This is a genomic window from Tenacibaculum agarivorans, from assembly GCF_001936575.1.
Lineage (GTDB): Bacteria > Bacteroidota > Bacteroidia > Flavobacteriales > Flavobacteriaceae > Polaribacter > Polaribacter agarivorans.
This window is the reverse complement of sequence record NZ_MSMP01000010.1, coordinates 25,644-45,914: the sequence shown is the minus strand read 5'-3', so window position 1 is coordinate 45,914 and position 20,271 is coordinate 25,644. Positions and strand designations below refer to the sequence as shown.

The 20,271-nt window shown below is 31.0% G+C and carries 20 protein-coding genes and 2 tRNA genes; 4 read left to right on the top strand and 18 right to left on the bottom strand.

Annotated elements, in window-relative coordinates:
* Window positions 1–34: 34 nt before the first annotated feature.
* The 17 genes from BVC87_RS09235 to BVC87_RS09155 all read right to left on the bottom strand — a co-directional run bounded on the left by BVC87_RS09235 (window position 35) and on the right by BVC87_RS09155 (window position 15,588).
* Window positions 35–1,126 carry a glycosyltransferase family 4 protein gene (locus tag BVC87_RS09235; RefSeq protein ID WP_075342088.1) on the bottom strand — a complete coding sequence of 364 codons (1,092 nt, stop codon included), beginning with the start codon at window positions 1,124–1,126 and terminating at the stop codon, window positions 35–37.
* On the bottom strand, window positions 1,113–2,108 hold the full coding sequence (locus tag BVC87_RS09230; protein ID WP_075342087.1) for a polysaccharide pyruvyl transferase family protein: 996 nt from the start codon (window positions 2,106–2,108) through the stop codon (window positions 1,113–1,115). Before BVC87_RS09230 ends, BVC87_RS09235 begins: the two co-directional genes overlap by 14 nt.
* Window positions 2,098–3,312, bottom strand: coding sequence for a lipopolysaccharide biosynthesis protein (locus BVC87_RS09225; protein WP_075342086.1), 1,215 nt, complete (start codon window positions 3,310–3,312; stop codon window positions 2,098–2,100). Before BVC87_RS09225 ends, BVC87_RS09230 begins: the two co-directional genes overlap by 11 nt.
* A 124-nt stretch (window positions 3,313–3,436) precedes the next feature.
* Entirely contained in the window at window positions 3,437–3,868 is a 432-nt protein-coding gene (locus BVC87_RS09220) for an adenylyltransferase/cytidyltransferase family protein (RefSeq protein ID WP_075342085.1), read from the bottom strand.
* A gap of 141 nt (window positions 3,869–4,009) precedes the next feature.
* Window positions 4,010–5,293 carry a nucleotide sugar dehydrogenase gene (locus BVC87_RS09215; RefSeq protein ID WP_200799181.1) on the bottom strand — a complete coding sequence of 428 codons (1,284 nt, stop codon included), beginning with the start codon at window positions 5,291–5,293 and terminating at the stop codon, window positions 4,010–4,012.
* Window position 5,294: 1 nt separating this feature from the next.
* Window positions 5,295–6,281: an SDR family oxidoreductase gene (locus BVC87_RS09210; RefSeq protein ID WP_075342084.1), complete on the bottom strand. Its 987-nt coding sequence runs from the start codon at window positions 6,279–6,281 to the stop codon at window positions 5,295–5,297.
* Between the two features lie 39 nt (window positions 6,282–6,320).
* Window positions 6,321–7,253: a Gfo/Idh/MocA family oxidoreductase gene (locus BVC87_RS09205; RefSeq protein ID WP_075342083.1), complete on the bottom strand. Its 933-nt coding sequence runs from the start codon at window positions 7,251–7,253 to the stop codon at window positions 6,321–6,323.
* Window positions 7,250–7,825, bottom strand: coding sequence for an acyltransferase (locus tag BVC87_RS09200; RefSeq protein WP_075342082.1), 576 nt, complete (start codon window positions 7,823–7,825; stop codon window positions 7,250–7,252). The genes BVC87_RS09205 and BVC87_RS09200 overlap by 4 nt, the downstream gene beginning before the upstream one ends.
* A gap of 93 nt (window positions 7,826–7,918) precedes the next feature.
* Window positions 7,919–7,993: transfer RNA gene (locus tag BVC87_RS09195), tRNA-Val, on the bottom strand.
* Between the two features lie 52 nt (window positions 7,994–8,045).
* Window positions 8,046–8,120: transfer RNA gene (locus tag BVC87_RS09190), tRNA-Val, on the bottom strand.
* Between the two features lie 98 nt (window positions 8,121–8,218).
* Entirely contained in the window at window positions 8,219–9,430 is a 1,212-nt protein-coding gene (locus BVC87_RS09185; protein ID WP_075342081.1) for a bifunctional folylpolyglutamate synthase/dihydrofolate synthase, read from the bottom strand.
* 34 nt (window positions 9,431–9,464) lie between these two features.
* Window positions 9,465–10,304: an energy transducer TonB family protein gene (locus BVC87_RS09180; RefSeq protein WP_075342080.1), complete on the bottom strand. Its 840-nt coding sequence runs from the start codon at window positions 10,302–10,304 to the stop codon at window positions 9,465–9,467.
* Window position 10,305: 1 nt separating this feature from the next.
* A complete protein-coding gene (locus BVC87_RS09175; RefSeq protein WP_075342079.1) occupies window positions 10,306–10,698 on the bottom strand; it encodes an ExbD/TolR family protein in 393 nt (130 codons plus the stop codon).
* Window positions 10,698–11,387, bottom strand: a complete 690-nt coding sequence (locus tag BVC87_RS09170; protein ID WP_075342078.1) for a MotA/TolQ/ExbB proton channel family protein — start codon at window positions 11,385–11,387, stop codon at window positions 10,698–10,700. The genes BVC87_RS09175 and BVC87_RS09170 overlap by 1 nt, the downstream gene beginning before the upstream one ends.
* 107 nt (window positions 11,388–11,494) lie before the next feature.
* Window positions 11,495–12,967: a sodium/proton antiporter NhaB gene (gene nhaB / locus BVC87_RS09165; RefSeq protein WP_075342077.1), complete on the bottom strand. Its 1,473-nt coding sequence runs from the start codon at window positions 12,965–12,967 to the stop codon at window positions 11,495–11,497.
* Between the two features lie 23 nt (window positions 12,968–12,990).
* Window positions 12,991–14,217 carry a Glu/Leu/Phe/Val dehydrogenase dimerization domain-containing protein gene (locus BVC87_RS09160; RefSeq protein WP_075342076.1) on the bottom strand — a complete coding sequence of 409 codons (1,227 nt, stop codon included), beginning with the start codon at window positions 14,215–14,217 and terminating at the stop codon, window positions 12,991–12,993.
* A gap of 291 nt (window positions 14,218–14,508) precedes the next feature.
* Complete coding sequence (locus BVC87_RS09155; protein WP_075342075.1) at window positions 14,509–15,588, bottom strand: anhydro-N-acetylmuramic acid kinase; 1,080 nt, start codon at window positions 15,586–15,588, stop codon at window positions 14,509–14,511.
* Between the two features lie 100 nt (window positions 15,589–15,688).
* Between BVC87_RS09155 and BVC87_RS09150 the strand changes: the two genes are divergently transcribed.
* From BVC87_RS09150 to BVC87_RS09135, 4 genes are all read left to right on the top strand, one after another.
* Window positions 15,689–16,831, top strand: a complete 1,143-nt coding sequence (locus BVC87_RS09150; RefSeq protein WP_075342074.1) for an acyl-CoA dehydrogenase — start codon at window positions 15,689–15,691, stop codon at window positions 16,829–16,831.
* A 209-nt stretch (window positions 16,832–17,040) separates the two neighbouring features.
* Complete coding sequence (locus tag BVC87_RS09145; protein WP_075342073.1) at window positions 17,041–18,159, top strand: aminotransferase class I/II-fold pyridoxal phosphate-dependent enzyme; 1,119 nt, start codon at window positions 17,041–17,043, stop codon at window positions 18,157–18,159.
* A gap of 6 nt (window positions 18,160–18,165) precedes the next feature.
* Window positions 18,166–18,699 (top strand): molybdopterin adenylyltransferase, encoded by a 534-nt coding sequence (mog, locus tag BVC87_RS09140; protein WP_075342072.1) that lies wholly within the window; start codon window positions 18,166–18,168, stop codon window positions 18,697–18,699.
* 10 nt (window positions 18,700–18,709) lie between these two features.
* Window positions 18,710–19,390, top strand: coding sequence for a GNAT family N-acetyltransferase (locus BVC87_RS09135; protein ID WP_075342071.1), 681 nt, complete (start codon window positions 18,710–18,712; stop codon window positions 19,388–19,390).
* Here the strand turns inward: BVC87_RS09135 and BVC87_RS09130 are convergent.
* Window positions 19,387–20,175, bottom strand: a complete 789-nt coding sequence (locus BVC87_RS09130) for a tRNA pseudouridine synthase A (protein WP_075342070.1) — start codon at window positions 20,173–20,175, stop codon at window positions 19,387–19,389. The genes BVC87_RS09135 and BVC87_RS09130 overlap by 4 nt on opposite strands.
* Window positions 20,176–20,271: the final 96 nt, after the last annotated feature.

Sequence of the window (20,271 nt, the reverse complement as noted above, 5' to 3'; positions counted from 1 at the left end):
GTTTATTACTAAAAAAGTAATAATTAAGTGTGAGTTATTTACTAAACACTTTCAAATGTTCTCCTGCACATACTTCTATTGAGAAGTGATTCTCAAATGTTTTTCTCGTTCTTTTACTTATAAGATCACGATCTTCACTAGAAGCCTGCTCTACTAAATCTATGGCTCTAGAAATTTCATTAACATCTGTCCCTTTTATGATAAAGCCATTATATTCATCTTTAATAACTTCTTTTATTCCACCTACATTAGTACAACAAGGAATTACTTCTAGAGACATTGCTTCCAACAAAGTTATTGGTAAACCTTCATAAAATGATGGTAATATCAAAAAATCTGCATACCCCATAAAATCTATTACTTTATTAGTTGGACCAATAAAAATAACATTATCAGGTAGTGTTTTTAATTGATCGAGTGTTAAATAGCTTTCATCTAACGGGCCAATTATAAGACATAGCGAATTAGGGTGACTTTTAAACGCTTCTATAAGGTTTAATTGATTTTTTTGATAAGTAACCCTTGCCACATTTATAAATATATCTTGATAACTATCTATCCTATGCTTTTTACCAAAAAAATCAGATATTTCTACATCTGCTTTCCTTTCCTCTTCTTTTTTAGGTGATTTTATTCCATTTAATATTGTTGTTGAATAATCGGAATGATATGTTTTCTTAAACGATTTTTCTACAGTTTCAGAAACACAAATAGCCTTAATTCTTTTTAAAAAAAAGAAAGGGGTTCTAATTAACCTAGAAATTTTATTTTCTTGATCTTTTTCAGCTAAGTTATGTATGGTGTGAAAAAACTTTGTTTTTCTCAGTAATAACGAACTGAGTAATATGTAATCCACACAGTGAAGGTGTGTATGAACAATATCCGGTTTAATCTTAGATAAAACTTTATATAAATTGTACATTAATTTTATATCAATCCCTTGTTTTTTATCTAAACTAATTAACTTAATATCTTTAAAATCAAAATTAGATATAAATTCCTCTGAAGGTTCTTCAAATGAAATAATATATAATTCTGCTTTATGAGCTAGTTCTTCTGATAAACTACTTATAAAAGTTTCTGCTCCTCCAATATCAAGTTTAGGAATTAATTCAACTATTTTCATCAATAAATAATTTAACTTTTTTTATTAAATCATTAATAATTACTTTAGGTTTATCAGGATTTGTTATAGCACTATTGTGTGTAATAGGATACTGTATTTCTCCCATATTAGAAGACAATTCTCCCTTATCTGTAATATCAATTTTATTCAATAAGTGTGTAATCCCATGAAACCTTGAATGATCCATATGATGATTAAAAGCTCCATTTAAAAAAATCACTGGCGTTCCCATTGCTAAACAAGGTAAGGCTACATGAATACGACTCGTTACAACTAATTTTGCTTCTGAATATTTTTTTAAATATTCGTCTGCCAATTCAAACTTTTTATCTTCTGATATATTATCAGGTAATATATGTGTTAGAAACTTTGCTTTTTTTAATATTTCTTTATCAAAAATTTTACTAAAAACTTTATTCTGCTTGTTCAGTTTCAACAATTTTCTTCTATAGATACCTTCTTTAAGGAAACCTATAAAACTTGAAAAAACTTGTTCTTTATGATCTAAGTTAAACAAAGCATCAACAAAATAAATATCTTCTTTTGACTTTGGGTCTGTATTTTGATATGATTCTCCTAATGTTAGTGTTAGGCACCCAGAGTAATAACAATCAATCCCTTTTTTAGCTAATTGTTCTCTAGTGCTATAATCTCTACATCCAATAGGTTCATGTTTCTTCAGATACTCAACAACCTCTGGTCTGTCAAGCATACTATACACTGTTGAATTTAAATGAAAAGACACAAACAAAGGATTAATCTTCTCTGAAGGTGGCCAATTCTCAGGAAAATGTGTAAACCAACCATTAAATACTATAGACAAATCTTCTTCATTATAGCTATTTAATTCATCTCTATTAAGAAAAACAACCTCCTGTTTTTCTGACAAATGCTGCTTTGAAGCTATGCTTTGGACATAATCTCCTAAATTGTATGTTTTATTAATAGGAGGATAAGTAAAAATCCCGAATTTATTTTTCATGTTTCTTATAGTTTCGTATTAGGTATAACAAAAGATTTGAAATCAACAAACTTAAAGCTGATCCAAATTCATTTAAAAATAAGACTAAAGGATAAGCAAATATTAACCCTACCATTGATGAGATAATACTTGACACAAACAAAAACTTTGAGTTTTTATTTAATTGAAATTTCACACCTTCAAATATAGCACAGCCCTGAAAAAAAGCTGAAATCAAAAGTGTATATGATGTGGCATTAAATGTAAAAAAATCGGGGAGAAAGTTATTTATTAATAATGGTGCTACAATAGATAGAGCCAAAGAAATAATAAAAAGTAACACGAAAGGATTCATTGTTTTAGTGTTAACCTCTTTAGATCTAAAAGACTCACTTTGAAAAGTCATGTAAATAATATTAGACATAATTACAATAATGGATGCTATTTTAAAGTCTACAGCAAACTTTCCAACTAATTCCATTGAATGAAAGTAGCCTAACAAGTATCTTATGACAATTGAGTTTAACCACCAAAAAAAAGTGTTAAATATAAATGGAAAAGAATATTTAACTATCTTTTTTAGTAATTCCAAGTTAAAGCTTGGCTTTAATAAATGATAAAATGTTATTGGAATAATTAAGAGAGAATATGAAAAAATTAATCCAAATAAAACCTGTTTTAAGGTTAAACCAGAATTAATTTTGAATTGAATAAATAAATACACACAGAAAACTGGTGTAACTAAAGAACTTACAATGGCATACAGTTTTGGTTTGTCATATGAACGAAAAATATTCTGAATAACTGGCCACATTGAAGTAACTACTAACAATAGACTAATCTCAAGCTCATTACTAAACCCCGCTGTAGATAAAATAAAAAATGAGGCTACTCCCCAAAACAAGGAAGTGATTGTACAAAACAAAACAGAGTTATAAATAGCATCTTTAGCTTTACCTTCCTTAAGGGCATATAACAATTGCCCCTCCTGCATCTGTAAATTAGTAAATGGAGTTATTATCAATAACGATGATATTATTAGATCATACTCCCCCAGTTCTGAAGGAGAAAAAACTGTAGCTAAAAAAGGAACTATAAGTATAGAAAAAAATCTGGCAAAGATTGTTCCTATTCCAAAATACATTAAATCTTTAAAAGACCTTCCTTTAAGTTTAAATAGTAAATGCTTTAAAAAATATGTTATTTGCCCTTTATTTAAATACAATTAATTCTTTTTTACTAATTACCTAGCCACTACAACTGAGTTTCAAAAATAGACTGTAGTATATGCGATATATCAATTAACTTTTACTATTCATTTAGAACCATATAGATTCCGTTAAAAAAGCTTATTTATCTTTTGCTTTTAAACTTTCTTTTTCTGCAACCTCTTTTCTTAAACCACTACTTGAAAAACGATGTTCTCTTTTATTGAAGTATAATTTTATTCCTTTCTTCTCACAATAATCTCTTCCTGTAAACATTTTACTCGCATATTCATCTCCAATAATTCGTACATCTATGTGAAACGAACGTAGAACATCTTCTAAATCCTGCTCTGTAGCATAAGGAACTATCTCATCTACATATTTACAGCCTTTTAATTGAATATATCTCTCTACTACAGACTGTACTGGTTTATTTTTTTCTGGACGATCAAGTGTAGGATCTGTTTGAAGTCCGCAAATCAAATAATCGCATTGACGCTTTGCTTCTTCTAACATTTTTATGTGGCCTGCATGTAATAAATCAAATGCACTAAAAGTTATACCTACTTTCATAATTCTATCTCTTTTTAATCGACAAATATATTAAGTTAATTCTTTTTGAAAAGCCTTTTCAGGTTTTATTAACGTTTTATTCATCCTTCACCATTCAATAATTAAAATTAAAGCAGTATGATAACACTGCAAAATCTATATTTATAGTGTTTTATTTTTAATTACCGTATCCAAAGTATTTTTAACATCATAAACAACTGATTTCTCTTTTCTTAATTTTTCATAGCTAATTTCAGTAAACTCTTTATGAGCCACTGTTAAAACAATAGCATCATACTTTTCATCTGGTAAATTTTGAGTTGATTCTAAACCATACTCTAGTTCTACCTCTTCTTCATCAGCCCAAGGATCATGAATAGTCACCTCTAGACCATACTCTTTCAATGCATATACTACGTCAACTACCTTCGTATTTCTTACATCTGGGCAATTTTCTTTAAATGTAATCCCCAACACTAAAACTTTAGCATCCTTGATCCTAAGATCATGTTTAATCATTAATTTAATGACTTCAGAAGCTACATATTCTCCCATACTATCATTTAAGCGTCTTCCTGCTAAAATAATTTCCGGATGATACCCATATTCTTGTGCTTTTTGCGCTAAATAATAAGGATCAACTCCTATACAATGACCTCCTACCAAACCTGGTTTAAAAGGTAAAAAATTCCACTTTGTACCAGCAGCTTCTAACACATCATGAGTATTGATATCCATCAAGTTAAAAATCTTTGCTAACTCATTAACAAATGCAATATTAATATCTCGTTGTGAATTCTCTATTACTTTTGCTGCCTCAGCTACTTTTATTGTTGGTGCTAAATGAGTTCCAGCAGTAATTACTGATCTATATAAGTCATCAATAATCTTCCCTATTTCAGGTGTAGAACCCGAAGTTACTTTTAAGATTTTATCTACAGTATGTTCTTTATCACCAGGGTTAATTCTTTCAGGAGAATATCCTGCATAAAAATCTTCATTAAATTTCAATCCTGAAACCTTTTCCAAAACAGGCACACAATCTTCCTCTGTGGCACCTGGATAAACGGTAGATTCATAAATTACTATATCTCCTTGCTTTAATACCACCCCAACCGTTTCACTTGCTTTAATTAATGGTGTTAAAACTGGACGATGGTTTTTATCAACAGGTGTTGGAACGGTTACAATAAAAACAGTACAATCTTTTATATCTTCAACTTGAGTTGAACAAAACAACCCAGCTTCATCAGAAGTTACTTCTACCAAAACAGATTGCAAAACATCATTTTCTACTTCTAATGTAGAGTCAACACCCGACATTAATTCATTTACTCTATTCTGATTGATATCAAAACCAACTACAGAATATTTAGTAGCAAAGAGTCTTGCCAATGGTAGTCCGACATACCCTAATCCTATTATTGCTATTTTAGGCATTTTCATGTTATAAATTTTCCCAGTACCATTTTATCGCTTCTTTCAAACCTGATTGAAGTGAAAAACGAGGGTTATAATGTAATAATTCTTTTGCTTTATCTATACTTGCCAGCGAATGTGGAATATCTCCTTGACGATTTGGACCATAATTTGCAGATACATTTTTAATACTAGCATCGAATTCCGACAAATATTCTTTTAAATACTCCATTAAATCATTCAAGGTATTTCTTTCTCCGTAAGCTACATTATAAACCGTATTTAAAGCTTTTTGATCAGTCACTATTAAACAAAGAAGATTAGCTTGTATAACATTATCTATGTATGTAAAATCTCTAGAATATGTACCATCTCCATTAATTGTTGGCGACTCTCCTTTCATCAATAGTTTTACAAACTTCGGTATTACTGCTGCATAAGCTCCATTTGGATCTTGTCTTCTTCCAAATACATTAAAATAACGCAAACCAATAGTTTCAATTCCATAAGTTTTAGAAAACACATCTGCGTATAATTCATTTACATATTTTGTAATTGCATAAGGAGACAAAGGTCTACCAATTTTATCTTCTATTTTAGGTAACGATTCAGAATCTCCATAAGTAGAAGAACTTGCTGCGTACACAAATCGCTTTATACCTGCATCTCTAGAAGCTACTAACATATTTAAAAAACCATTTACATTAGTGTTATTAGAAGTAATCGGATCTTTTATCGATCTAGGAACTGACCCTAATGCAGCTTGATGTAATACATAATCAACACCTTCTGCGGCTTTTTTACAATCTTCAATATCTCTGATATCTCCTTCTATTAGTGTAAAATTACCATTATCCATTAATTGTGTAAGATTTTCTCTCTTTCCTGTAGCGAAATTATCCAAACAAACAACTTGATTTTTTAACTCTATTAGTTTGTCGCATAAGTTTGACCCTATAAATCCAGCTCCTCCTGTAACTAATATCTTTTTATTTTCTAATTTCTGTATTTCCAAAATTATTGAGACTTATTTTATAACTTTATTTTTCAGGATTCAAATATAACGGTGTTTTTCTCCTTTACCTAAAATTTCTTTATTTCTAATTACCGAAACTAACTCAATTGAAGATCTAGTATCTTTTAATGAAAAACCATTTCCTTTTAGTATTTCTACATAGCTTTTAGTGTGCAAATCAGTAAAACCTTGACTAAATTCTATCTCTCTCCCGTCTACTACAATGGATCGAAATGTATGTTGCGATTTACTTTGTACTTCCATTGGCAGATCTTCATTATCTATTGACAAAAACCAACGAACTCTCGCATTTTCCAGTTCCAAATAGCCTCCTGCTTTGTTTTTCTCCCTTAAATGTACATAATTCTCTTGAACAGCTCCAAAAATCCAAATCAGCATATCAAAAAAATGAATTCCTATATTGGTTACAATCCCTCCTGATTTACTTTCATCTCCCTTCCAAGAAACATCATACCAATTCCCTCTAGAAGCTATATAAGTTAACTCTATATTATATTTAGTTTTGTTTTTCTCTTCTTTTACTTTATTTCTAAGTTCGATTACATCTGGATGCAACCTTAATTGCAAAATCGCATTAATTTTATTTTCTGTTTCATCTTCAATGGCTTCAAGAGCATCTATATTCCATGGATTTAACACTAATGGTTTTTCACAAATAGCATCTGCACCTCTTCTTAGCGCCATCCGAATATGTGAATCATGTAAATAATTTGGTGTACATACACTGATATAATCTAAACACACATTCTCCTTGCGCTTTAGTTTTTCTAAATAACGATCAAACCTTTCAAACTCTACAAAAAAGCTTGATTCAGGAAAATAACTATCCAAAATACCAACACTATCATTTTTATCTAAAGACGCTATTAAATTATTACCAGTCTCCTTAATAGCCTTTAAATGCCGCGGTGCTATATAACCAGCTACTCCAAGCAGTGCAAAATTTTTCATTTTACTACCTTTTTTACAGCATCAGTTATCAACTGATATTTATCTCCACTTTCTTTACAAAAAGCATAACCATTACCATCAAACTTCAATTTATGTCCGTATTCACTAACCCATCCTGTTTGTTTTGAAGGATTCCCTACAACTAAAGCATATGATGCAACATCTTTAGTTACTACCGCTCCTGCTCCTATAAAAGCATACTCTCCTATTGTATTACCACAAATTATAGTTGCATTTGCCCCTATGGTAGCTCCTCTTTTCACTAAAGTCTTTTTATACTCTGATTTCCTATTTATTGCGCTTCTAGGATTAATTACATTAGTAAAAACCATTGATGGTCCTAAAAAAACATCATCCTCACATATTACGCCCGTATAAATAGATACATTATTCTGAATTTTCACATTGTTTCCCAAAATCACTTCTGGTGACACCACTACATTTTGTCCTAAACTACAATTATCTCCTATAACACAACCAGACATTATATGGGTGAAATGCCATATTTTAGTTCCAATACCAATAGAACATGGCTCATCAATTATAGCTGTTTCATGTGAAAAATAGTTCATATTGACTTTATTTTGGATAACTAATAACAAACCTACGAAAAGCAATTAATATTATAAACGAAAAAACCTCGATTGAATAATCGAGGTTTTAAGTGGGCGCGAAGGGATTCGAACCCCTGACCCCTTGGGTGTAAACCAAGTGCTCTGAACCAACTGAGCTACGCGCCCGAATATTTTGAAAGGTCATTCGGAAAACCTTGTATGAGCTTAACTCTTCCTGTGGGCGCGAAGGGATTCGAACCCCTGACCCCTTGGGTGTAAACCAAGTGCTCTGAACCAACTGAGCTACGCGCCCGAATATTTTAAAGGTTATTCGGTAGAACCTTAATCGCTATTGCGGATGCAAATATAACACAGTTTTAAATACTGGCAATACTTTTTTGCTTTTTTTATTTATAAAATTTCTGCTATGGTAAATGTACTACCTCCAATAAAAATTAAATCACTTGAATCAGCTTGATTAATAGACTGATTATAAGCATCTTTTACAGAAGAAAAAGCCTCTCCCTTTAAATTAAACTTCAAGGCTTCATTTTTTAAAATTTCTGCTGATAGCCCCCTAGGAATATCTGGTTTACAAAAATAATAGGTAGCATTTTCTGGAAAAAGAGGTAAAATTTCTTCTAATTTTTTATCGGACACAACACCAATTACTATATGCAATTTTTTATACTCCTCCTGTTGTAATTGTTTTAAAACATAAGTTAATCCTTCTTTATTATGAGCTGTATCACAAATTACTTTAGGTTTATTATTGACAATTTGCCATCTACCTTTTAGACTTGTATTTTTAACTACATTTTGTAACCCTTCTCTTATATTCTCTTCTGAAATAGTAAAATCATTGAGCTTACGAACAGCAGTTATAGCTGTTTTGATATTTTTCTTTTGATATATACCTAACAAATCTGTTTTGAAATCAATTTCTTTATGATCAGAAGCGAAGGTAATTTCAGCATTCATTTCCTTTGATTTTTCAACAAAAACAAATGCGGTATTTAAATCTTTTTCACCTATAATCACGGGAATATTTCTCTTAATAATTCCAGCTTTTTCATAAGCAATCTTCTCTAAGGTATCTCCTAGAATTTGAGTATGATCTAATCCAATATTAGTAATTACAGATACTTCTGGAGTAATAATATTTGTTGAATCTAATCGTCCTCCTAAACCAACTTCTATTACAGCAATATCTACTTTCTCTTTAGTAAAATAATCAAAAGCTAAACCTACTGTCATTTCAAAAAACGACAATTGATTTTCTTCAAAAAAAACTTTATTCTTTTGAATAAAATCCACAACCTTATGTTCTGGAATTTCCTCTCCATTAATCCGAACTCTTTCAGTGAAATTTTTCAAATGTGGCGAGGTATACAATCCTACTTTATAACCCGCTTCTTCCAAAATTGAAGCTATCATATGACTTGTAGAGCCTTTACCATTAGTTCCTCCTACATGAATAGATTTAAATTTACGTTCAGGATTACTAAGATGATTAGAAAGTTTAATAGTATTTGACAAATCTTCTTTGTAAGCAGTTTTACCTTGATTTTGATACATCGGTAACTGATTAAACATCCAATCAATAGTTTCTTGGTATGTCATGCAAATTATGAATTATGAAGTTTAAAAGTATATATTATTTTGACAATGAAAACTTATAAATAATAGTTCCTCTTTGTTTATCTGGTGCATTACCATCAGGATTCCATTTGGTTTTCAATGCAGCTTCTTTAGCTGCTTTAAATAAACACGGTGCTGAATTTGTTGTTCCTCTAGCTCCTGGCGAAGCTTTCATTACATTTCCATTTTTGTTTACCTCAATACTTACTACAACAGTACCTTCTTCTTGACAATCGGGTTTTTGAACAGGTTTTGATAACGCTTTTCTTCCTGCTAAATTATAATTTCCTCCTGAACCTCCTCCTGTATTTCCATAATACTTACTGGATTTAGGATCTCCATTTTTATCTCCTTTCACTCCTGCTTGACTATCATCCCCTTCTCCTTTTTTTGTTTCTCCTTCTGGGGAATTTCCATTCAGTAGGCTATTAAGAGCATCAGTAGTAGCCTTAGATGGCTTTGGTTTTGGCTTTTCTTTTGGTTTGGTTTCTTTTACTTCTTTAACAGGTTCTTTTTTTTCTTCTTTTTTCTCCACAACAGGAACTTCTTCAGAAGAATCGTTAGTTATTACTTCTTCCTGAATTTCTTCTTTTGGAGTTTCTTCTTGTACTTCTTCCTGTACCTCTTCAGGTTCTACTTCTTTTACTTCTTCTGTTTTAGGTGGCGTAGCTTTTACCTTATCTACAGGTTCTCCACTCCCCACATTTGATTCACCATAATTTATAGACACCCCATACTCTATAGGTGGATCCATATATTTCATACCAAATCCATACATAGCAAATAATATCAATGCCATGATTACTGAAGTGATAACAGCGGATTTTTTTTTATGTTGAGTATCAAAAAACTGCATTTTATCTTCCTTTTACTGCCAAAATCATTTTTAGCTTATTCCTATTTGCTATATCTATAACTTTCATCACATTCTTATACGGAACATTTTGATCTCCTCGTATCACTATCGTTTTTTTCTTGTCTGTTCCAACTTTTAATAGCAATTCTTGTTCCAATTTGTTGGATGCAACTTTAGACTTATCAATAAAAAAATCAGAGTCTTTAGTAATTGTAACTGCCACTGAGGTATTATTCTCTGTTTTCCCACCTGCTTTAGGTAACAATACATCTATGGCACTTACTGTGACTAACGTAGATGTTAACATGAAAAAGATCAATAATAGAAAAACAATGTCCGTCATAGACGACATATTAAAATTAGGATCTACTTTATTTCTTCCTCTTAAATTCATTATACTGGTTCATTTAATAAATCTAAAAACTCAACAGATTGTGCCTCCATTTGATATACCACTTTGTCTGTTTTTACTACCAAATGATTATATGTTATGTAAGCAATAATACCAACTATTAAACCGGCTACAGTAGTTGTCATTGCTGTATATAATCCATCAGAAAGCATTTTAATATCAATTTGCCCTCCTGAATTTGCAATTTCATGTATTGCTACAATCATTCCGATAACTGTTCCAAGAAATCCAATCATTGGAGCTGCTCCTGCTATGGTAGCTAACACAGAAACATTTTTCTCTAACTTATATACCTCTAATTTTCCTGCGTTTTCTATAGCTGTATTAATATCTTCCAAAGGCTTTCCTATTCTTGAAATTCCTTTTCCTATTAATCTTGAAGTTGGCATATCTGTAGTTTCACACAATGCTTTTGCTGCATCTAACTTTCCATTTAACACAAAATCACGAATTTGATTCATGAAGTTCTTATCTATTTGTGTTGCTGCTTTTATTGCAAAAAAGCGTTCAAAATAAATATATAATGCTACACCAAGTAACACAAATAATAAAGCGATAATAATCTGTCCTCCAGGACCGCCATCTTTAATTAATTGAAAAATTGATAATGTTTTTTCTTGAGTATCTTCACTTAAAACTTCTTCAGCGACTTCTTGAATAAATAAAAGCATAAACAAATGTATTGTTTTATAAAAACGAATTCTTTTTTTTAAAAGTATAAAAAATAAATCCTGAATTCTAACAACTCAGGATTTAAATTATAAATATTTTGTTAATTTTAAGATAACATCACTTTTACTAATACATATCCTAAAAGTCCTAATACTATAGTGTATGGTAATGCCATTTTTACCATTTTCCCGTAAGATAAATTAATCAAAGGAGCTAATGACGATGTTAATAAGAACAAAAATGCAGCTTGACCATTCGGTGTTGCAACACTAGGCAAGTTAGTTCCTGTGTTAATAGCAATAGCTAACTTTTCAAAATGTTCTCTAGTGATTGTCCCTGCTTTAAATGCACTCTCTACCTCACCGATATAGACAGTAGCCACGAACACATTATCACTTATGGCAGACAAGAATCCATTTGCTATGTAAAATAATCCTGGTTGAGAAGCCGGATCTTGATGTAAAGCCCATTCAATGATAGGACTAAATAAGTGTTGATCATGAATCATAGCCACAATTACAAAGAAAACTACTAACAACCCTGTAAAAGGTAAAGCTTCTTCAAATGCATGCCCTAATTTATGTTCATCTATAATTCCCATAAACGCAGTTTGTACAATAATTAATGCTAAACCTATAAAACCAACTGGTGCTATATGTAACGCTAAACCTGCTATTAATAAAACTGCAGAAACTCCTTGTACGATTAAACCATATTTTTCTTTATCAGAACGTTTATTATCTTCTTCGATAGTATAACTTTCTATAATTTCAGCTGCTTCTTGTGGTAACTTAGCTCCAAAACCAAACCAACCAGTTAACTCTAAAACAACTGTAGTTAATAATCCAGCAAATAAAACAGGAATAGTAATTGGCGCCATTTTTAAGAAAAACTCAACAAAATGCCATCCTAGTCTTTCACCTATTAATAAATTCTGAGGTTCTCCTACTAAGGTACACACCCCACCTAATGCTGTTCCTACTACACCATGCATTATTAAACTTCTTAAAAAAGCTCTGAATTGTTCTAGTGTCTCTCCTCCAAGTTCTTTTCTATCTAAAATCCCATCTTTATCGTGATCTGAAGAACTTGACGCAATTTTATGATATACTCCATAAAAACCTACAGCTACACTAATTAAAACTGCAGTTACAGTTAACGCATCTAAAAATGCTGAAAGTACTGCTGCTAAAAAAACAAATAATAGTGATAAAACTAACTTTGATTTAATTTTAGTAAATACTTTACTGAAAATATACATTAGTAATGGCTTCATAAAGTAAATTCCTGCTACCATAAATACTAAAAGTAAAACTACTTCTAGGTTTTGATCTACTTCATGATATGCATTCTTTGGTGTTGTTAAGCCTAATGCTAACGCCTCAATAGCCAATAAACCTCCAGATTGTAATGGATAACATTTTAAAGCCATAGCTAATGTGAAAATAAACTCTCCTATAAATAACCAGGCAGTAATAGTTTTTCCTAAAACGAAAAACGAAAAAACATTAAAAATTAAAAATCCGATCATGGTCATTTTAAACCATCTTGGACTATTTCCTAAAAAGTACTTAAACATAATTGATATTATATTTGATTAAATTAAATTAATTGTTGCAGCGCTATTTCAAATGCTGTTTCACTAATATTTGTTTTTGTAGTGTTTTTAGCATATGTTTTTTCTAACGCTCTTTTTATAGTTTCAGAAGTATCATTAAAAATAGCTTCATCATCCATTATTATTCTCTTTTCCATAAAATAGGCAAATACTCTAGCCATTCCACAGTTAGAAATAAAATCAGGAATTAGACTTACTTTTTTATCTGTATCTTCCATTATTGGTCCAAAAAAGATTTCTTTATCTGCAAAAGGAACATTAGCTCCGCAAGAAATCACTTCTAAACCTGTATTTATCATTTGATTAATTTGTTCTTGTTTAATTAGTCTTGAAGCAGCACACGGTGCAAAAATTTCACATGGTAGATTCCAAACTCTAGCATTCATTTCTTCAAAAGGAATCATGTTCTCTGCTACTAATGTGTTACCATCTTTGTGTAAGAATAAATCTTTAATTTCTTCAAACGTAAATCCTTCTTCATTAATCACTCCTCCTACTCTATCTATAATTCCTACAACTTTAGCTCCCATTTGAGCTAAATAATATGCTGCTGCAGAACCTACATTTCCAAAACCTTGAACTACTGCTCTTTTTCCTTTAACATCTCCTCCATAAATAGTGTAGAAATGTCTAACTGCTTCAGCTACCCCAAAACCAGTAATCATATCAGCTACTGTATATTTTTTTGTTATATCAGGTGAATAGTGTTCGCTTTCTATCACTTTTATAACTCCATGACGCAACTGACCTATTCTATTTATTTTATCTGCTTCAGTAGGCTTAAAATGACCATTAAAAACACCTTCTTGAGGATGCCATACTCCACAATCTTCAGTAATTGGTATTACTTCGTGAATTTCATCAACATTTAAATCTCCTCCTGTTCCGTAATAATTTTTTAATAATGGCGCTACTGCCTTATACCATCTTCTTAACACACCTTCTTTACGTGGATCATGAGGATCGAAATTGATTCCTGATTTTGCTCCTCCAATCGCAGGTCCTGATACCGTAAATTTCACTTCCATTGTTTTTGCAAGTGACATTACCTCGTATTTATCTAATCCTTCACGCATTCTAGTTCCCCCACCTGCTGCACCTCCTCTTAGCGAATTGATAACTGTCCAACCTTCAGCTTCAGTTTCAGGATCTTTCCAATTAAATACTATTTCTGGTTGTTTTTCTTCGTATTGCTTTAATAATTCTTTCATGATTTAATTAATAATGGTTGTTTGTTAATTTTTGTTTGCTCTTATTTACTATTAAATCATGTAAGCTAAAGTTGTGTCATTGTATTCTTTTTAATTGTTTTGTTTACCTCGCAAACTTACCAAAAAAATAAATTTACAGTATCATAAATAGTTATTCAATCTTTTAATTTTTAATCTTTTTATGATTCTTTTTATTCAATTTATCATCTACTTCAAAACGAGGGCTAAAATACTAAGGAAACTATTTATACCAAAAAAGTTTCCGAAGTTTCTTCATCTTTTAACACATATTTAAGATTCTTTAATATCTTTTTTTGGTGTGTACATTTTTCCTGATGAATGATCTTTACTTGCTCCTGTAACAGAATGCAAACAATTAATTTGCCCATTATTTCTTAGTAGACCAAGAAAAGCAAAGATTAGAGCTTCTTTAAATTCTACTAACTTGTTACTTTGTTTTGCTATTTTGAATCCAGCCTCATTTTCAATTTCTTCCATCAAAAAACTATTATACACCCCTCCTCCAGTTACTAAGACTGGTTCTTTTCCCTTTATTGTTTTTCCTATTTGAATAGCACTATGCCTTACAAATGTTCTTAAAATTGTAGGAATTGCTGTTTCTAAATTGTTAATTAATGGAAAAACTTGTGTAGTAACCCATTCTAGTCCTAAAGATTTGGGTGGTTTCTTATCGTAAAACGAAAGTGAGTTTAATGCTGTTAATAATTCTTGATTTATATCTCCTGTCTTAGCTATAGTCCCACTTTCATCAAAATCATATCCTATTTTTCTAGTATAATGATTCAATACAATATTAACTGGGCAAATATCAAAAGCTATACGCTTATTATTTTCTTGATAAGAAATATTGGCAAACCCTCCTAAGTTTATACATGAATTATAATGTCCGAATAATAACTGATCACCTACAGGAACTAAAGGAGCTCCTTGTCCTCCAAATTCTACATCTTGAGTTCTAAAATCACATATAACTTTATGATTTGTGATATTCGCTATGGTTTGTCCATCTCCTATTTGTAAGGTTATCCCTTTATCAGGTTCATGGAAAATTGTATGGCCATGTGAAGCTATAAAATCAATTTCAGTAATATTAAACTCTTCTATAAATGTATTTACTTGGTTTCCTAAAAATTCACCATAATCTATGTCTAATTGATCTATATCCTTTTGAGACCAATGAATTGCATTACTCAATGCATTCTGCCAATACTCAGAATAACTTTTAGTCGTAGCATGTAAAATCTTAAAATCGGTGTAATTTAAATAATGAAATTTTACATAAACTAAATCCAATCCATCTAGTGATGTACCAGACATTAAACCAATACTATATTTATACTCATTCTGCATTGGGTAAAAATATAAAACCCTATTGAAATAATGATATTAATAAAGTATCTTTGGTGGCGATTTTTTATAACAATTTAAAATATAACTATAACGTTTTAGTATGGATTTTAATCTTACAGAAGAGCACTTAATGATACGAGATGCTGCTCGTGATTTTGCACAGAATGAATTATTACCTGGGGTTATTGAAAGGGATGAAAAGCAAGAATTCCCTAATGAGTTAGTTAGAAAAATGGGAGAGTTAGGCTTCATGGGAATTATGGTTGATCCTAAATACGGTGGTAGCGGAATGGATACAATCTCTTATGTCTTAATCATGGAAGAATTATCTAAAATAGATGCATCTGCTTCTGTTATGGTTTCTGTAAATAACTCTTTAGTTTGTTATGGTTTAGAAGCTTATGGTTCTGAAGAGCAAAAACAAAAATACTTAACTAAATTAGCTACTGGAGAGCAAATTGGTGCATTTTGTTTGAGCGAACCTGAAGCAGGATCTGATGCAACTTCACAAGCTACAACTGCTGAAGACAAAGGTGATCATTATGTAATTAATGGTACTAAAAACTGGATTACTAATGGTGGTCGTTCTGACGTATATTTAGTTATTGCACAAACTGATAGAGAAAAAGGGCATAGAGGAATCAATGCTTTTATTGTTGAAAAAGGTATGGAAGGATTCCACATTGGTCCAAAAGAAGATAAATTAGGAATTCGTGGGTCTGACACTCACACTTTACAATTTAACGATGTAAAAGTTCCTAAAGAAAATAGAATTGGTGAAGACGGGTTCGGGTTTAAGTTTGCGATGAAGACACTTTCTGGAGGAAGAATCGGAATTGCAGCTCAAGCTTTAGGAATTGCATCTGGAGCTTATGAATTAGCTTTAAAATATTCGAAAGAACGTAAAGCATTTGGTACTGAAATTTGCAATCACCAAGCTATCGCTTTCAAATTAGCAGATATGTATACTGAAATTAGTGCTGCACGTCACTTGGTTATGGAGGCTGCTTGTGATAAAGATGCAGGTAGAAATTATGATCGTACTAGTGCTATGGCAAAATTATATGCTTCTAAAGTAGCTATGGAACATACTGTAGAAGCTGTACAAATTCATGGAGGAAATGGGTTTGTAAAAGAATACCATGTAGAACGTTTAATGCGTGATGCTAAAATTACGCAGATTTACGAAGGAACTTCTGAAATTCAAAAGATTGTAATTTCTAGAAGTCTATTACGCGATTAATATCGAGTTAGTTTCATAGATTAAAACCGAAAAACCTATCAGTATATGATAGGTTTTTTTTATGTTTCTATACTTTCTCATTTTTAAATAGTATTGCTTAATTCAATAATATTTATGCGAACAACATTCAATTAAATAGCTTTTATTTTTACTTTTATAAAGAGATTATTACTTCTCAAAACAATTATCAACCTAAAAAAAACACAATAATGAAAATAGAAGATTTTAAGTTAGAAAGATACTTTGCCAAACATGAATTTACAGCTAAGTATTTACTTTCTAGTTCTGATTGTGATGGTTATGAATTACAGTATCTTTTAGATATAGCTTCCAAAGAAGAACTAAAGCTGTGGAATGAACTAAAGCTAGGATATACAGAAAGCGAAGGTAATCCAACATTAAGAAATGCTATATTACAATACTACAAAAACAAAACTATAGATAATGTAGTAGTAGCAACTCCAGGCGAACTTAATTTTATTAGCATGAATGTGTTATTAAACAAGCATGATCATGTAATTACTGTTTCTCCTTGTTATCAATCTTTATCAGAAGTTGTTACCTCTATTGGGTGTGAACTTTCTTTCTGGAAACCTGATCCTACAACTTGGGAATTTAATGTTGATGATTTAGCTCAATTAATTACTAAAAAAACAAAATTGATTATCTTAAACTTCCCCCATAACCCTACAGGAAGTTATATTACACAACAACAATTACTAGATATTGTAACACTAGCTAGAAAGAATGATTTATATCTATTTTCAGATGAAATGTATCATAAATTAGTGCTCCAAGATTATGAAGAGTTACCACCAGTAACTGATATTTATGAAAAAGGGATTAGTTTATGGGGTACGTCTAAAACTTTTGGCTTAGCAGGACTAAGAACAGGCTGGTTAGTTTCTCAGGATACTTCTTTTTTAAAAAAAGTGGTCTCTTTTAAAGATTATTTGAGTATTTGTAATAGTGCTCCAAGTGAAATTCTATCAATAATAGCGCTAAATCATATCGATCAATTTGTTATTCCAAACCTAACTAAAATCAAAAATAATATTACTTTGTTTAACGATTTTATTGCAACACAATCCGTTATATCATCTTTTATCCCTCCAAAATCAGGCTCAACTTCATTTGTAAAATTAAATATTGATTGTTCAGCATTGGAATTTAGCAATACATTGGTGGAAAGTACTGGTATAATGACAGTTCCTTCCGAAATGTTTGAATATGAAGGAAAATATATTCGAATTGGATTTGGAAGACGTAATTTTGCTGAAATATTACCAAAACTTGGTGAATATTTAATTAATCAATATAACCAATAATAAAGCATGTCAATAGCGAAAATAGGAATTGTAACAGTAAGTGATAGAGCTAGTGCAGGTGTTTATGAAGATAAAAGTGGAAAAGCTATTATAGATACTTTGCACGAATATCTAACATCTGAATGGGAGGAAATATATCAAGTAATACCAGATGAACAAAAAGTTATAGAAGAAACCATTATCAATATGGTAGATAATGAAAATTGCTGTTTAGTAATTACCACTGGAGGTACTGGTCCTGCTAAAAGGGATGTAACACCTGAAGCTACTGAAGCTGTTTGTGATCGAATGATGCCTGGTTTTGGTGAGCTTATGAGGGCTGAATCGTTAAAATTTGTACCTACAGCAATTCTTTCAAGACAAACTGCAGGACTTAGAGGATCTAGCTTAATTGTCAACCTACCTGGAAAACCCAAATCTATTCGTGAATGTTTAGATGCTGTTTTCCCTGCCATTCCTTACTGTATTGATATTATGGAAGGACCATATTTAGAATGTAATGAAGAATTTATAAAACCATTCCGACCTAAAAAGAAATAATAATAATTCTATGAACAAGAAATTCAGCAATCCAGTTTGGTCAGCTTTAGAAGAAACACATAGTGAATATCTCATCAATTATGATGATGCTAAATTTTATCATCCTGATTATTGTCCTTTTGGAAGCTTCAATGATTCTAAGGCTATTGAAACAGCTATGGAATCTTATGCTGAGTTAACTTCGGATTTTTTTATTGTTGGACAAGAAGCTCCAAATTATCCAGAGCATATCTTATTGAAAGGAGAATACCGTTGTTTACAAATGGAGTTACTGCAAGAAGATTTTAAAACTCCTGAATATACCTCAACAATAATCAAATTAACAAAAGAACATGAACAGGAGGTTTATGATTTAATTATGCTTGTAATGCCTGGAACGTATCGTAAAAAGTCTTTTGACGTTGGTGATTATTATGGAATTTTTAACGAAAACAAATTAGTTGCTGTTACAGGCGAACGTATTCAAGGACAAAATTTTATTGAAGTAAGTGGTGTTGTTACCCATCCTGATTTTACAAGAAGAGGGTATGCTAAGCAATTAGTTGCTTATACCTCAGACCAGATTTTAAAAAAGGGAAAAGTTCCAATTTTACATGTTTTAGAAATTAATAAAAGTGCTATACATTTATATGAGAAATTAGGTTATAAAAGTATTGACTTTATGTATTGGAGACATTATGTAAAAAACTAGTCCTTCTTAAAATTCACTTCATGTAAGTGCAATCCTGATGCAGGTGCTATGCTTTTCAAAAACTCTATATCGGAATTGCCATCTAGGCTTTCTTTAATAAAGTTTAAGTCGTAATTTCCTTTTCCTAATTCTGCTAAAGCTCCCATAATTAATCGGATTTGGTTTCTTAAAAACCCTTGTCCCTTTATAATTAGAATATAGCTTTTTTCAGGAAAAAAAGAGGCTATTAATTCTGTATTCTCAATAATTTGACAAACATCTATGGTTCGTTCTACTTTAGTTTCTTCTGATGGTTTGGTACAATAATGTTTGAAATTATGATATCCTTCAAATAATTGAGCTCCTTCCATCATAAGTTCAATATTTAATTCCTCTAAATACCCAACTAAGAAAGGTGCGCAATACGGATGATTCTTCTCTCCGTAAGAAAAATAATACCTATATTCTTTTTGTTTAGGATGTTGAATAATATTAAAAGTTTCGTCTTCTATTCTTTCAATTGCAATTACTCGAATATCTGATGGAGAATTGATATTAAAACTTTCTATAAATTGTTCTTCATCTAATTTTTCATCAATAAATAATTGGTAGGCATAGTGGGTTGAAGAAACTTTAGCATCTGTCCTTCCTACTCCTATTGTTTTATTGCGAATTCCTTGGCAAACAAATTTCAATGTTTTATCCAACGCCCAATGCACTGTTTTTAAATTTGGTTGTTTTTGCCAACCATGAAATCGAAATCCTAGATATTGAAAACGTACTAAATAGGCGTAGTTATAATTCATACTTCAAATGTACAGTTTTTAAAATGTAAGTCTAATTTTTCCATCATCTGACTTTACAGTAAACTAAACTTTCTTTTATGTTCTGTTAACTATAAC